This window comes from Sphaerisporangium album, from assembly GCF_003323745.1.
GTDB lineage: Bacteria > Actinomycetota > Actinomycetes > Streptosporangiales > Streptosporangiaceae > Sphaerisporangium > Sphaerisporangium album.
The window spans coordinates 39,320-53,708 of sequence record NZ_QOIL01000009.1; the positions used below are offsets into that span (position 1 = coordinate 39,320).

Consider the following 14,389-nt stretch of genomic DNA (forward strand, 5'->3'; position numbering starts at 1 on the left):
TCACCGCTCGTTCTCGGTCATCCGGAGGAACGCCTGCTCCAGCGAGTCCGCGACCGTGGAGACGCCCGAGATCGCGACTCCGTGGTCCCGGCAGTGCCGGGACAGCTCGGTCAGCACATCCCGCGCCCGAGCGCCCTCGAGGCGTACCTCGAAGTCCGAGACCGTGGTCGTGAGCCCGGCCGCGTCCGCCCAGGCCGCGACGACGCGGCTCGCCTCGGGATCCTCGACGGTCACCAGCAGGTGGGTGGTGCCGAACTCCTCGACGATCTCGCGCGGCTTGGCGAAGCGCAGCACGCGGCCCCGGTCGATGACCAGGACGCGCTGGCTGTTGCGCTCCAGTTCGTCGATGTGGTGGCTGGTCCACAGCACGGTCACCCCGTGCTCCTCGCGCAACCAGGTCACGAAGCGCTCGACCTGGCGCCGCCCCGCCACGTCCAGCCCCGCCGACGGCTCGTCGAGGATCAGCAACCGCGGAATGGTGAGCAGTGCCCGTACCAGTTGCAACCGCTGCCGCTGGCCGCCCGACATCTGGAAGCACAGCCGGTGCAGGGCGCCGGTCAGGCCGAGGAAATCGGCGACCTCCAGCGCCCACGGCTCGGCGTCGCGCCACCTGAGACCGCGGAAGCGGGCCGCGATCCGCAGGTTGTCGAGCCCCGGCAGCATCATGTCGAACGGACCGGTCTGGTGCATCGCCCCGATGCCGCTCTTGGCGGCGACCGGCCGGCGCACCGGATCGGCGTCGAAGACACGGATGTGGCCCGAGGTGGGGACGGTCACCCCGCAGATCATCTTGATCAGCGTCGTCTTCCCGGCTCCGTTGGGCCCGAGGAGCCCGATGGTCTCCCCACGGGCGATCTCGAACGAGACGTCGTCCACGGCGGGTCTGTCGCTGTTCCGATAGCGTTTGGTCAGCCCCACGGCCGTCACCACATCGCCCGGCACGGCCCCACCCCTCACTACGCCCTCCGCTGTGGTCATCCCGGCCTCTTTTTCCCTGGGGATGTGTCGCAGACCGAGTATGACCTGGCGATAAATAGGTGACACAACCCCACGAACGTGGGCTACCAATATCGCTCCCGGGCTCGTCGGGAACCGGACGCGTGCCGACGGACATTTTTGACCAGGGGCGAAATTCTCATCTCGGATGCCCGTCAATCCAGGTCAACCCTTATTCAACGAAATCCGGGCCGCGCCGCATATGCCGAACGACAGAGGAGTGATTGTGCCGCCTCGCCGGTCCGTTGACCATCGGCGCATGGACGACTACACCGCGAGCGGCCGGCGTGAACCGCTGATCAGCCGCACTCCGCCGCCGGCGATCGGAGCGCACGTGGATCGAAGCTGATCCACCGCCCCTCGAAGCCACGTCCGTTTGGGAGACCCGAGGCGGTGGACTGCCAGTGAACCTCGATCAGCGACCCGGCGATGCTCCGTACACCCTGCGAATGCCCGCCGGAGGTCCCGGCGTGACATGGCACCTACCGGAGGAGACCGACCCCGCGATCCCCCTGCCCTGCGTCGTCCTCGCCGACCGCGCGGGTCTCACCGAGTTCGCCGCGCTCCAGCGAGGGCTGCGGACGCTCGGCGTGCCCAGCCTGCGGATCGACGTCGGGTCGATCGCCGACCTGCGCGTCTTCACCCTGCACGAGGACGGGTCGCTGACGGTGGACGGGCGCCGCGTCATCCCGACCGTCACCTGGGTACGGCACTTCTCGCCGCGGGCCGTCCCCCCGGGACACGGCTCGGCGCCCGCGCTGTTCCGGGCGGAGTCGTGGTGCGGCCTCGTCGACCAGGTGTCGTCGCTGTCGGCGGTCCACCTGCCCGGCGGCGCCGATCCCGGGCGGCTGGTCCAGCTCGACGGCGCGGCGCGCGCGGGGATCCGCATTCCCCGGACGATCGTCACCACCCATCCGGGGGCGGCGAGCGCGGACCTGTCGAGCGACCGCGTCATCGTCAAGGCCCTCCACCGGCATTTCGTCGAACCGGCGCCGGGCACCCTGGAGGGGATCTTCCCGGAGATCGTGGACGGCGCCGCGGCCAGGCACCTGGCCGTGCGAGACGTGCCCATGATCGTCCAGGAGTACGTGGAGCACCAGGCGGAGCTGCGCGTCTACTACGTGAACGGCGAGATCCGGGCCTTTCGCGTCGGCAAATCGTCGCCCGAGGCGCTCTGGCGCGACGCGGCCTCCGTCACGGTCTCGCCGGTCCCGGTGCCCGAGCCTGTGGAAAAGGCGGTGCGCACGCTCACCGAGCTGTGGGGGCTGCGCTACGGCGCCTTCGACTTCCTGCTGACCGGGGACGGGCCGGTCTTCCTCGAGGTCAACCCCGACGGTGACTGGCGGTGGTTCGAGTCCAGGGCCGGAGTCGACGACGTCTCCATCTCCGCGCTGTCCATGGTGCGGACGCTGCACCGCCAGGCGGCGCGGAAGGGCCCGTCCGCGATCGACCTGGCCGGGTTCCTCGCGCTCGGCACCGACCGCGCGGGACATGCGCGGGCCAGGACGCCGAGCATGGACGCCTGCCTGCTCGGGCCGCTGGAGATCCGGGTGAACGACGCGAGCGTCCACCTCAGCGCGAGGAAGGCCCGGCTCCTGGCCGCCATCCTGCTCTCCCGGCCGAACCAGGTGGTTCCCACCGACCAGCTCCTCGACTCCCTGTGGGACGAACGACCGCCCCCCACGGCGCGCAAGAACCTCCAGGTTCACGTCTCGGCGCTGCGCAGGAAGATCGGCGACCGCATCACCTACGAGGGGTGGGGTTACCGCCTCGACGCCGGGCCGGACGACCTCGATCTGCTCCGGTTCCGGGACCTCGCCTGCGCCGCCCGCGACACGCGGCGCAAGGGCGACGCCGACGCGGCACTGACCCTGCTGCACTACGCCACCCGCCTGTGGCGCGGCCGGCCGCTCGCGGAGTTCCGGGGTGTCCGCCTGATCGACGAGGTGGTCGGCCGGTACACCGAGCTGTACCTCACGATCAACGAGGACTGGGCGGAGCTGGAGATCGAGCGGGGCAGGCACATCGAGGTCCTGAACGGCCTCGACGACCTGGTGCCCTTCTTCCCCGGGCGTGAACGGCTCGTGGCGGCGAGGATGACCGCCTTGGCCGGCTGCGGGCGCGCCCCCGAGGCGCTCTCCCAGTTCGAGACCGTGCGCCTGTATCTGGCGGCCGAGCTCGGCATCACCCCGAGCCCCGTCCTCAGGAACCTGTACGAGGAGATCCTCAGGGGCGACGCGCCCTGCCGGCCCGGCGCCGTAACCGGCCGCACGGCAACGCCATACCGGCGGTTAAGCGGGCTTTTCTAGAGTCGATTCAGAGGCACTTCCACCAGCCGCCTCCAGTCACGGCGATCGGACCAAGGAATTCACATGAGTCTCACTTCCGAAGACCTGATAAATGATCGCGACAGATCACTGATCGTCATGCTGGCCCGGGGTTACACGACAACCAGAATCGCCCGCGAGATGCACCTCAGCAGATATACGGTGGCGGAGCGGATAAGCAAGCTTCTCGACCAGTTCGCCTGCAGCAACCGCAGCCAGCTCGTCGCGTACTCCTACGCCCACGAGCTCCTGCGCGTCGGTATCTGGCCTCCCAGCGCCCCCAACGTGATCGGCGAGGGCGTGTTCTGAGTCCGGGCGCCCGGGCCGGCACGACACCGGACGCGGGTGCCCCAGGGTCGTCGAGGCGGGTCTCCGAAAGATTCAGTCCGCGGTCAACCGTACGGAACGTTCCCGCAGCTCACCGCGACGTGAGAAAAGCAGGCCATAACTACTCTTTCCACTCCGAAAGTCGGCCGATAGTTTCCGAGCACGGCCGACCCCGGCATGGCCGGAGCCGGGGCCGGCCCGTCGCGCGGCGCAGGCGGGAGCCGCCCGCCGTCACGGTGCGCAGACCCGTGAACGCTCACGGTGGACGGGAAGGCGCGAACGCCCCGCGGCGGTTACAGTCCCATCGTGCCGACCAACAGAAAACCCCGGATCACCATCGACCATGTGGCGCGCGCGACCGGTGTCTCCCGGCAGACGGTGTCCCGGGCGATCAACAACAAGTCCGAGATCGACCCGGACACCCGGCAGCGGATCCTCGAAGCGGCGCGGACGATGGGATACCGCCCGAGCCGCTTCGCCCGGGGCCTGGTGCGGCAGGACCTGATCACCATCGGGCTCGTGATCGCCGACGTGCTCAACCCGTTCTTCCCGGAGGTGACGGCCGGGGTGCTGGAGGCCGCAGAGCGCCGGGGCTGGCAGGTCGTGGTCTACAACACCGGTTCCGAGTACCGCAAGGAACTGGAGGTGGTCGACATGCTCACCGATCAGGTGGACGCGGGGGTGGCGTTCCTGCTCCACCACGACGCGATCGTCAAGGCGGCGACGAGCAACATGCCGTTCGTCCTGCTGGACAAGGGCGGCCGGGCGCCGGCGGTCGCGGGCGTGCGCATCGACTTCGAGGGCGGGACGCGGCAGGGCCTCGAATACCTGGTCTCCAAGGGTCACCGCAGGATCGCGATGCTCGACGACGAGTCCTCCCGCGTGGCGCAGGCGCCCAACACGCGCAGGGAGTTGTACCTCAAGGTCATGGGCGAGCACGGGCTCCCCGTGAACAGCGACTGGATCCAGCCCGCGCACAACTCGATCGACGGCGGGGCGGCGGCGCTGGAGCGGCTGCTGGCGGTGCACCGGGACGTGACCGCGGTCTTCGCCTACAACGACGTGATCGCCATCGGCGCGCAGCTCCGCGCGCGTCACCTCGGCCTTCGCGTGCCGGAGGACCTGGCCTTCCTCGGCTTCGACGGGCTGAGCATCGGCGAGTTGGTGGAGCCGCCGCTGACGACGCTGCACATCGACAAGCGGCGCCTGGGCGAGCTGGCCGTGGAGCAGGCGGCGCTGCTGCTCAACGGCGCCGAGGCGGACGAGGTGCCGGAGGCCGTCATCGAACCGCAACTCGCCATCCGCGCCTCCGTCTGATCCTCACTATTGACATTCCGCCCTCGTTGGAAGAAGGTCACCGTGATCGCTCACGTGAGCGGTAACGAGGGAGGCGGCATGACGGGGCCGAGCGAGACCAGCTCTCAGCGCCGCGCCCTGGCCCTCGCCCGGCAGGAATGGCTGCGCAACGGCGTGCTGGGGCTGTTCCTCCACTGGGGCATGCGCACCTCGCCTCCGTACACCGACGTCCGCGCGTGGGAGGCCGCCGTCACGGCCGGCGGGTGGAACGCCGGCCACTGGGTCGACAGGGCCGTCGCCCTCCGCGCGAGCCACCTCGTCCTGGCGTCCTTCCACAGCCGCCTGGGCTACGTCAGGGTCTGGCCGTCCCGGGTCCCCGGCAGCCCGTCCACCCGCAGGGACTTCCTCGGAGAGCTGGTCTCGGCCGCCCGGTCCAAGGGCGTGCGAGTCCTGCTCTACATGACCGACGACCCCCGCTGGCACGACGAGACCGGCGTCGGGCTCCTGGACTCGGCGGCCTACTCGGCGCACAAGGGCGCGCCCGTGGACCTGACCACGCGCGACGGGTTCGGCGCGTTCGCCTACGACAACTTCGCCGAGGTCATGCGGCTCTATCCGGATCTGGCCGGCTTCTGGATCGACAGGGAGAACGCCTACTGGAGGCGCAGCGGCCTGTACGACCGCATTCGCGCGGAACGCCCGGAGTGGCTCCTGGTCAGCAACGACCAGGACCATCCGCCCGGGGACGCGACCATGGACGTCGTCGCCCCCGGCGTCACCGCGAGCGCCGACGTCCCCCACCTCACGGAGTCGTGCTTCACCGTCACGGGCGGCTGGTGGCACGCCGGCGGCGACCCGGCGGTCGACCACGGCCGGGTCATCGGGCGGATCATCGCCAACGCCGGGTCCTCCACCAAGTCGCTGCTCGCGTTCGGGGCGCGGCACGACGGAGGGTTCCCGCCGAACCAGGAGTCCTTCATCGGCTTCGCGGCGTCCTACCTGGACGCGATCTGGGAGTCCGTCGGCGGCACCGAGGGCCGCGGCTCCGTCCGCGGCCACGTCCTGCTCGGGGGGGCGCGGCAGGGCGACGCCGTCACCATCGTGGCCACCGCGCGCAGGGACGATGCCGGCCGCCACTACCTCCACGTGCTCGGCCGTCCGTCCGGGGACGCGATCCGCGTCGAGGACTGCGGCCCGCGGGTCCTTTCGGTGCGCGACGTGCGCACCGGCGAGAGCCTGGCGTTCGCGCAGTCCGGCGGCCACCTCACGATCAGCGGAATCACCGCCTGGGACGCCCACGACACGGTCTTCGCGCTGAGGACGGCCCGCACACCATCGGGGACCGCTTCGCCGCGTCCAGCGGCGCCGGAGAACATCCCTCATCACCGATCGGAAGGCAACTCGTCATGAAGCACAGGGCTTTACCGACGGCTCTCGCCGCCGCCGTCGCACTCGCCGGGTGCACCGTCGGATGCACTGTCGGGCAGGAGCAGACCCCGCGGGCGGGTGGCGCCGCGGCCAAGAAGGAGATCACCTTCCTGGTCTTCGAGACCCCGAACCTCACGCCCCAGGTATGGGACGCCGCGATCAAGCGGGTGACCGACAAGTACCCGGACATCTCGGTCAAGAAGCTGGTGGCCCCGAGCGAGGACCGGGTCTCGTACGCCAAGCAGCTCCTGGCCTCCGGCCAGTTCCCCGACGTCATGATCGCCGTCTCCCCCGCGGGCTTCGCCGAGAGCGGGGCCATGGCCGCCTTCACCCCGGACGAGCTCAAGGACTTCCAGTTCCCCGGCAACGGGGCCGTCCACGGCAAGGTCTACCAGCTACCGACCAACACCCAGACGATCCCGGTCGTCTACTACAACAGGGACCTGTTCGCCAAGGCCGGCATCGGCGCCCCGCCCAGGACGTACGCCGAGCTGCTCGACGCCTGCGCCAAGCTCAAGGCCGAGAACATCACCCCGTTCGTGATCGGCGGCGGCAAGGACCCGTTCGCCTCGACGCTCGCCTGGACGGCCACGATCGCCACCGACGTCTACGCGAAGACCCCGGACTGGATGGCCAGGCGGCGCGCGGGGAGCGTGAAGTTCACCGACCCGGACTTCGTGAAGGCCACGACCAAGTTCGCGGACCTCGCCGCGAAGGGCTACATCGACAAGAAGGACGTCTCGCGCGACTACGCGGCGACCGAGCAGGCCTTCCTGGACGGCAAGGGCGCCATGTACCCGATGGGCAACTGGTTCGCGGCCGCCGGGGACGACCCCAAGCGCAAGCCGTCGTGGGAGATCGGCGCCTTCACCTGGCCGAGCGACGACGCGAGCGTGGTCGTGCCCGCGTTCACCGGCGGCGGCCTGTCGGTGAGCGCTTCGGCCAAGCACCTGGCCGAGGCCAAGAAGTTCGCGCTGGCCTACACGCTCGACACGGCGAACCTCGACAACTCCGTCCACAACGACGGGCTGTATCCCGCGATCAAGGGCTACACCCCGCCGGCCGACACCGGCGCGGTGTTCAAGCTCGGCTACGACCTGTACCGGCAGGGCGTCCAGGCCGACAGGGTAACCCAGGCGTTCGGCTGGGAGGCCGGGGACGACGGCATGCCGCCCGGCGTGGTCGACAAGTGGCGCGCAGCCGCGCAGGACCTGGTCACCGGGAGCAGGACCGTCGACCAGGTGCTCGCCTCCCTCGACGACGACTGGGCCAAGGCCTCCTGACCCCATGGCCGTCGACGTCAAGAGGACTGCCGTGCCGGCCTCCGCGACCCGGCGCTCGCGCGGGCCGCGCCGGCCGGCCCTGGACAGGCTGCGGGCCTTCGCCCTGTTCGGCGCCCCGGGCCTGCTCGTCTACATCTGCTTCGTGCTCGCGCCCATCGTGATCAGCTTCGGGTACAGCCTTACCAACCACAACCCGTTCAACCCGCCGACGAGGTTCGTGGGCCTGCGCAACTACCAGACGCTGTTCACCGACGCCGAGTTCCTGACCTCCCTGCGGGTGACCACGATCCTCACGGTCATCGTGGTGATCGTCCCGAACGTGGCGGGGCTCGGCATCGCCGTCCTGCTCGACCGCAGGGGCTGGCTCTACAACGCCCTGCGCACGGTGTTCTTCACCCCGATGGTGCTCAGCTCGGTGGTGGTGAGCATCGTCTGGACGCGCATGCTGGACGACGAGGGCCTGGTCAACCAGTCGCTGCGCGCCCTCGGGGTGGCGCGGCCGCCGGGCTGGTTGTCCGACCCCGGGCTCGCCCTGTACTCGATCGCGATCATCCTGTCCTGGCAGATGCTCGGGTTCTGCGTCGTGGTGTACCTGGCGGGGCTCCAGGGCGTGCCGGTCGAGCTGTCCGAGGCCGCGGCGATCGACGGCGCCGGCCCGGTGCGGCGGTTCAGGTCCGTCACCTGGCCCCTGCTCGCGCCCGCGCTGACCATCAACACGGTGGTCCTGCTGATCAGCGCGTTCAAGATCTTCGATCACATCCAGGTGATCACCCATGGCGGCCCCGGCACCGGCACGACCGCGACCATCGCCTACAACGTCCTGCAGACGGGCCTGGTGGCCAACCGGCAGGGGTACGCGTCCGCGACGGCCATCGTCATGCTCGTGATCATCGCGGCCGCCGCCACGGTGACGCTCCGCGTGCTCAACCGCCGTGAGGTGAACCTTTGAAGGATGCCCGCCTCCCCTGGCTGCGGCCGGTCGTGGCCCTGGTCATCAGCGCGTTCTTCCTCGTGCCGCTCTACATGATCCTCGTCAACGTCTTCAAGCGCGGCGAGAAGATCACCCAGTCGCCCGCGTCCTTGCCGGCGCCCCCGACGCTGGACAACATCACCGGGCTGCTCACCCGGACGGACGACCTGTTCTGGGCCAGCCTGACCAACAGCGTCGTCGTCACGACGCTGTCGATCATCCTGCTCACGATCCTGTCGGCCATGCTCGGCCACTACCTGGCCCGGACGCGCGGCAGGTGGGCGCGGGTGGCCACGCTCCTGCTGCTGTCCGGCCTGATGATCCCGCCGCAGGTGATCCTCATGCCGGTCACGCAGGTGCTCCGGGCGTTCGGCCTCATGACCACGGTGCAGGGGCTGGTGCTGTTCAACGTCGGCTACTACATCCCGTTCGGCGTGTTCGTGTTCTCCGGGTTCCTGCGCGGCATCCCGATCGAGCTGGAGGAGGCCGCCGCGATCGACGGCGCGAGCCGTTCGCGCGTCTTCTGGCGCGTGGTCTTCCCGCTGCTCCGTCCCGCCACGGCGAGCGTCCTCATCTTCCTGGGCGTCTGGATCTGGAACGACTTCATCGACCCGCTCGTCATCCTCGGACCGTCGCAGGGGACCACGATCACGACCGGCATCTACCGGTCCATCGGCCAGTACCAGGCCGACTTCGGCACCGTCTTCGCCCTCATGTTCCTGGCGACGCTCCCCGTGCTGATCTTCTACCTGTTCCTGCAGAAACACTTCGTCAAAGGCCTGACAGGAGGAGCCACCAAAGGATGATCTTTCATCCGATCGCCGACGTCCCCGTCGACCCCGTGCGCGGGCTGGTGCACGCGCACGGCTGGCAGAGCTGGACGCCGACCACCACGCTGCCCGTCACCGGCCGGGGCTTCCGCCCCGTGCTCCCGATCATGCAGACGATGCGCTACCGCCCCGGGCTTCCCGCCCCCGGCGACGGCTTCCAGGGCGAGGGGCTGCTCGCGGTGGCCCCCGGCCCGGACGGGCCGGTCCGGCTGTTCACCGCCCGGGACGGCCTGGCGGCGGTGCCCTCGATCCGCGCCCGCCTCGTGGGCGACCGGCTCACGGTCACCGCCGACGAGCCGGACGAGGTCGTGGAGAAATCGTTCCCGGGGCCGCTCGACGCGGCGCTCGCCGCCTTCGCCGACGGTCTCCGCGCCGGGGCCGGTGTGGGCCCGCCGCGGACGCCGCCCACCGTGTGGTGCTCCTGGTACCACTACTACGAGAACGTCACCGAGGACGACGTCCTGGAGAACCTCCGCGAGATCGGCGCGCACGACCTTCCCGTGGACGTCGTCCAGATCGACGACGGGTGGCAGGCCGCGATCGGCGACTGGCTGACCCCGTCGGGGCGCTTCTCCTCGATGCCGCGCCTGGCCGCGCGCGTCCACGCCGAGGGCAGGCGGGCCGGGCTGTGGGTGGCGCCGTTCGTGGTGGGCGCGCGCAGCGCGCTCGCCCGTGCCCACCCCGAGTGGCTGGTGGGCGACGCCGGGCACAACTGGGACCAGGACCTGTACGGGCTCGACGTCACGCACCCGGGCGCGGCCGCGTACCTGCGCGAGGTCTTCCAGACCCTGTGCGGCTGGGGATTCGACTACTTCAAGCTCGACTTCCTGTACGCCAGCGCGGTGGCCGGGCGGCGGCACTCGGGGGCGTCGCCGATCGCCGCGTACCGGGAGGGGCTGGCGCTCGTCCGCGAGGCCGTGGGGCCGGGGCCGTACATGCTGGGCAGCGGCGCGCCGATACTGCCGAGCGTCGGGCTGGTGGAGGCGATGCGGGTCGCCCCCGACATCGCCCCGCACTACGACGCCGGAACCGGCGACCTGTCCGACCCCGCCCAGCGGGCGGCGGCGCTCACGACGACCGGCCGCTCCTGGCAGCACGGCCGCCTGTGGGTCAACGACCCGGACTGCCTGCTCGCCCGGCCGGCCGTCCAGCACCGTGAGGACTGGTCGCTGGTCGTCGAGCGGTACGGCGGCCTGCGCGCGTCCTCCGACAGGATCGCGGACCTCGACGGCTGGGGCCTGGACACCACCCGCCGCCTGCTCTCCACGGTCCCGCCCCCGACCCCGTTCCCGCTGGTCACGCCGTGATCGCCGAAGACCCGGGTCTAGCATGGGAGGTGATTCCGACAGACGGCTCCGCAGGGTGGCGGACCTCCCGTTTCCCGGTGCCGGACGCCGACGACGGTAGGAGGAATCCCATGGCGCACGAACTACAAGGCCGGAAGATCGCCATCCTCGCGACGGACGGCGTCGAGCGGGTCGAGCTGGAGCAGCCGCGAGGTGCGCTCTTCGGGGCGGGCGCGAAGACCGAGCTGCTGTCGATCCACCCCGGCGAGATCCAGGCCCGGCAGTGGGACCTGAACCCGGCCGGCACGTTGGCCGTCGACCGGCTGGTCTCCGACGCCTCGCCCGGCGACTACGACGCGCTTCTGCTGCCCGGCGGGACCATGAACCCCGACCAGCTCCGGATGAACCGTGACGCCGTCGGGTTCGTGAAGGCGTTCGTGGCCACGGGCAAGCCCATCGCGGCGATCTGCCACGGCCCCTGGACGCTGGTCGAGGCCGACGCGGTACGCGGCCGCCGCCTCACCTCCTGGCCGAGCATCCGCACCGATCTCCGCAACGCCGGGGCCGAGGTCGTCGACGAGGAGGTCGTGGTCGACGGGCAGTTCACGACCAGCCGCTCGCCCGCCGACCTCCCGGCGTTCTGCCGCGCGATCCTGGACCAGTTCGCCAAGGCCGAGCACCGCGTACCCGGTTAGACGGTCGGACGGACGCGATCGCCGCGCGAGGCGGCGATCGCGGTGCCGTCCGCCGGACGTTTTCCTTGACCGCGCGGATCTAGCGCGCGGGGTCGAAGGGTAAGATCAGGTGGCCTTCGCGCATCGAGCGCTCGAACATGCGGCGCATCCATTCGCTGTCGTTGAGGTGCGGGAAGGGCTCGTCCTCCGGCGGCTCGACGCCGAGGAAGTCGCATAAGGGTCCCCAGCCCTGACTCGCCTCGAACACCAGCAGGCGATCGGCGGGAACGCTGTTCCGGACGGTCTCGGTGTGGCTGTTGAACACCCGCACGGCGTCCTCCTCGTCCGGAACGTGCTCTCCGAACCGCCATTCGTCGCCGAAGGTGGACTTCCCCAGCATCTCCAGCACGGGCCGCATGCGGATCATCGGCGTCATCATCGGGGACGTCTCGCCCGGCTCGCCGGGGCCGCCCCGCGGACGGGTGATGAGGGTCCGAAAGCTGGTGTACCAGCGCCGGGGATCGCGCACGGTCAGGATGACCTTGGCGTCCGGATAGGCGTCCGCCAGCTCCCGCCAGAAGTAGGCGGCCGGCCAGTCCACCGCCGACCGGTACCCCTCGAACACCGCCTCCCAGTCGACGGGATCGCCCTGGGCGACGGGGAGCCACCGGTCGGTGTGCTCAGGATGGGCTATGACCTCGAACATGTGGTAACAGGGACCGAAGCCCAGCCGGTCCAGGGCGGCCTTGAGCGAAGTGGTCCCTGTGCGCGGGAAGCCCGCGCCGATCACCGTCAACATCCCTCTGCCTCCTGCGGGTCGGCGGCATCGACACGTGCGCGCCGCGCGAATCTCCGTCCAGTTCCCTAGTTCCCGATCGAAGTAGTCGAGTACCCAGTTTTCTGGATAATTCATCAGAGGGTGGGTTTACTGCGATCAGGAGTGGCGGTTCCCGGCCACCGCCGCGGCCACAGGGAGGCGCAGTTCGACGATGCCGCCGGACCTGCTCGCGCGGGGGGTGAGGCCTCCGCCCGCCGCCTCGGCCAGGCGGCGGGCCAGCGCCAGGCCCAGGCCGGAGCCCTGGCCGGGCGGTGAGGCGCGGCCCTGGACTCCGGGGCGCAGGACCGCTTCCAGCTCGTCCTCGGCGAAGCCGGGGCCGTCGTCGCGGACGCGGAAGAGCACGTCGCCGCCCTCCCGCCTCACTTGCAGGGTGACGGCCGAGCGTCCGAAGCGCAGCGCGTTGTCCAGCAGCGGCTGCAACATCCTCAGCACCACGTCGTGATCACAGCCGACCAGTACCTCGCCCTCGCCGGTCTGTTCGAGGTCGAGGCGGATGCCGCCGACACCGCCGGCGCCGTCACGGCAGGCGCGCAGCGCGTCCCTCGCCACCTTCCCGGCCGGCGTGGTGCCGTCGGCGGGGCGGATGTCGCGCTGGGCCAGGCCGATCAGCGTGTCCAGCGCGTTCGTCATGCGGTCGGTGGCGTTCGAGACCTCGGTGAGCGCGGCGCGAAGCTCGGACGCGGGGCGGTCGCGGCGCAGCGCGACCTCGGTCTCCAGCCGGACCTGGCTCAGGGGCGTGCGCAGCTCGTGCGCGATCTCGGCGGTGACGCGCTGCTCGTGGCGCAGCGCGGCCGACAGGCGGCCGAGCAGGTTGTCCAGCGTCGCGGCCAGCCCGCTCAGCTCGTCGCGCGGCGGCCCGAGGCTGAACCGCTTGTCGAGATCGTGTTCGGACCACCGCGCCGCCTGGTCGGTCATCCGGGCCACGGGGCGCAGCGCCTGGGTGACGGCGCGGCGCACGAACACCGCGCCCAGCCCGAGGATGAACAGGTCGAAGACGATCGCCGCGACCAGTGTGGTGTGCTCGGCCTCCAGGAACGGGGCCAGCGAGAGGGCCACCACGAGCGTGCCGCCCGGGGCGGCGTACTCCCGCAGGGGAACGGCCAGAAAGCGAAGATCATCGCCGAAGCCGCGGAACGTCGGCCGGGAGACGCCGGAGAGGGCGCGGGCCTCCCGGTCCAGCGCGCCGGCGGCGGGCGAGCTGACCGTCGCGCCGTGGGCGTCGAACACCCAGACCCCGTTGTCCAGCGCCTCGTCGAACGGGGTCTCGATCATGTGGAGCCGGCCCGACGACACCGTGAGGACGCCCGCGGCCGCGTCGGCCCGCGCCCGGAGCGCGTGGTCGGCGTCCCGCTCCAGGCGCCAGGACAGGACGACGTGGAAACCCACGGTCAGGGCGACGAGCGCCACGGCGAGGGGAGCCGCCGCGCTGAGGACCAGCCTCCGGCGGATCACCCGACCCGGTACCCCACGCCTCGGACCGTCTTTATCGCGTCCGGCCTGCCCAGATCGGCCAGCTTGCGCCGCAGCCTGAGCAGGTACGAGTCGAGCGTGTTGTCGTGGACGGTCGCCCCGGACGGCCAGGCCGCCGCGATCAGCGCCTGCCTGCGCACCACCTCGCCGCGCCGGGCCAGGAGGATCGCGAGCAGGCGGAACTCGGTCGGGGTGAGCGGGGCCCGGTTGCCGTCGTGGCCGACCTCGTGGGCGGCCAGGTCCAGATAGAGCCCCTCGGGGGGATCGGACGGACCCTGGCCGCGCCGGGCCAGGGCCCTCAGCCTCAGGACCAGCTCCTCGAAGTGGAAGGGCTTGGGAAGGTAGTCGTCGGCGCCGGCCCGGAACCCCGACAGCCGGTCGGTGACGTGACCGCGCGCGGTCAGCAGCATCACCGGCGCGCCGACCCCCCGGGCGCGCAACGCCATGATCAGGTCGCGGCCGTCGGTGTCCGGCAGCCCGATGTCGATGACGAACACATCTGGGCAGATCTCCCCGAGGCCCGCCAGCAGATCGGTTCCGGACCCCGCCGACAGGACCACGTCGAAACCGTCCTCCCGCAGGCCCCGGCCCAGTCCCAGGCGCAGCGTGAGATCGTCCTCCACAATCGCGATCTTCGTCGTCACATGTCACCCCCGTTCCCCGC

At 70.8% G+C, this 14,389-nt stretch carries 13 protein-coding genes; 9 read left to right on the plus strand and 4 right to left on the minus strand.

Annotated features, from left to right (window positions below):
* On the minus strand, window positions 1-978 hold the full coding sequence (locus DQ384_RS17095) for an ABC transporter ATP-binding protein (RefSeq protein WP_114029834.1): 978 nt from the start codon (window positions 976-978) through the stop codon (window positions 1-3).
* 488 nt (window positions 979-1,466) lie between these two features.
* Here DQ384_RS17095 and DQ384_RS17100 point away from each other — a divergent pair, with 488 nt between their 5' ends.
* From DQ384_RS17100 to DQ384_RS17140, 9 genes are all read left to right on the plus strand, one after another.
* On the plus strand, window positions 1,467-3,305 hold the full coding sequence (locus DQ384_RS17100; protein ID WP_181871256.1) for a BTAD domain-containing putative transcriptional regulator: 1,839 nt from the start codon (window positions 1,467-1,469) through the stop codon (window positions 3,303-3,305).
* 63 nt (window positions 3,306-3,368) lie between these two features.
* Window positions 3,369-3,632 carry a LuxR C-terminal-related transcriptional regulator gene (locus DQ384_RS17105; RefSeq protein WP_114029836.1) on the plus strand — a complete coding sequence of 88 codons (264 nt, stop codon included), beginning with the start codon at window positions 3,369-3,371 and terminating at the stop codon, window positions 3,630-3,632.
* 324 nt (window positions 3,633-3,956) lie between these two features.
* Window positions 3,957-4,967, plus strand: coding sequence for a LacI family DNA-binding transcriptional regulator (locus tag DQ384_RS17110; RefSeq protein ID WP_114029837.1), 1,011 nt, complete (start codon window positions 3,957-3,959; stop codon window positions 4,965-4,967).
* A gap of 78 nt (window positions 4,968-5,045) precedes the next feature.
* On the plus strand, window positions 5,046-6,356 hold the full coding sequence (locus DQ384_RS17115; protein WP_114029838.1) for an alpha-L-fucosidase: 1,311 nt from the start codon (window positions 5,046-5,048) through the stop codon (window positions 6,354-6,356).
* A complete protein-coding gene (locus tag DQ384_RS17120; protein ID WP_114029839.1) occupies window positions 6,353-7,657 on the plus strand; it encodes an ABC transporter substrate-binding protein in 1,305 nt (434 codons plus the stop codon). Before DQ384_RS17115 ends, DQ384_RS17120 begins: the two co-directional genes overlap by 4 nt.
* 4 nt (window positions 7,658-7,661) lie before the next feature.
* Complete coding sequence (locus DQ384_RS17125) at window positions 7,662-8,606, plus strand: carbohydrate ABC transporter permease (RefSeq protein WP_181871257.1); 945 nt, start codon at window positions 7,662-7,664, stop codon at window positions 8,604-8,606.
* Window positions 8,603-9,433 carry a carbohydrate ABC transporter permease gene (locus DQ384_RS17130; protein ID WP_220182989.1) on the plus strand — a complete coding sequence of 277 codons (831 nt, stop codon included), beginning with the start codon at window positions 8,603-8,605 and terminating at the stop codon, window positions 9,431-9,433. Before DQ384_RS17125 ends, DQ384_RS17130 begins: the two co-directional genes overlap by 4 nt.
* Entirely contained in the window at window positions 9,430-10,764 is a 1,335-nt protein-coding gene (locus tag DQ384_RS17135) for a glycoside hydrolase family 36 protein (RefSeq protein ID WP_114029840.1), read from the plus strand. Before DQ384_RS17130 ends, DQ384_RS17135 begins: the two co-directional genes overlap by 4 nt.
* Before the next feature lie 110 nt (window positions 10,765-10,874).
* Complete coding sequence (locus tag DQ384_RS17140) at window positions 10,875-11,438, plus strand: type 1 glutamine amidotransferase domain-containing protein (protein WP_114029841.1); 564 nt, start codon at window positions 10,875-10,877, stop codon at window positions 11,436-11,438.
* 79 nt (window positions 11,439-11,517) lie between these two features.
* Here DQ384_RS17140 and DQ384_RS17145 read toward each other — a convergent pair whose 3' ends face one another.
* The 3 genes from DQ384_RS17145 to DQ384_RS17155 all read right to left on the minus strand — a co-directional run bounded on the left by DQ384_RS17145 (window position 11,518) and on the right by DQ384_RS17155 (window position 14,369).
* Window positions 11,518-12,216, minus strand: a complete 699-nt coding sequence (locus tag DQ384_RS17145) for a sulfotransferase family protein (protein ID WP_181871258.1) — start codon at window positions 12,214-12,216, stop codon at window positions 11,518-11,520.
* A 135-nt stretch (window positions 12,217-12,351) separates the two neighbouring features.
* Complete coding sequence (locus DQ384_RS17150; RefSeq protein WP_114029842.1) at window positions 12,352-13,707, minus strand: ATP-binding protein; 1,356 nt, start codon at window positions 13,705-13,707, stop codon at window positions 12,352-12,354.
* Window positions 13,704-14,369 carry a response regulator transcription factor gene (locus DQ384_RS17155; protein ID WP_114029843.1) on the minus strand — a complete coding sequence of 222 codons (666 nt, stop codon included), beginning with the start codon at window positions 14,367-14,369 and terminating at the stop codon, window positions 13,704-13,706. Before DQ384_RS17155 ends, DQ384_RS17150 begins: the two co-directional genes overlap by 4 nt.
* Between the last annotated feature and the right edge of the window lie 20 nt (window positions 14,370-14,389).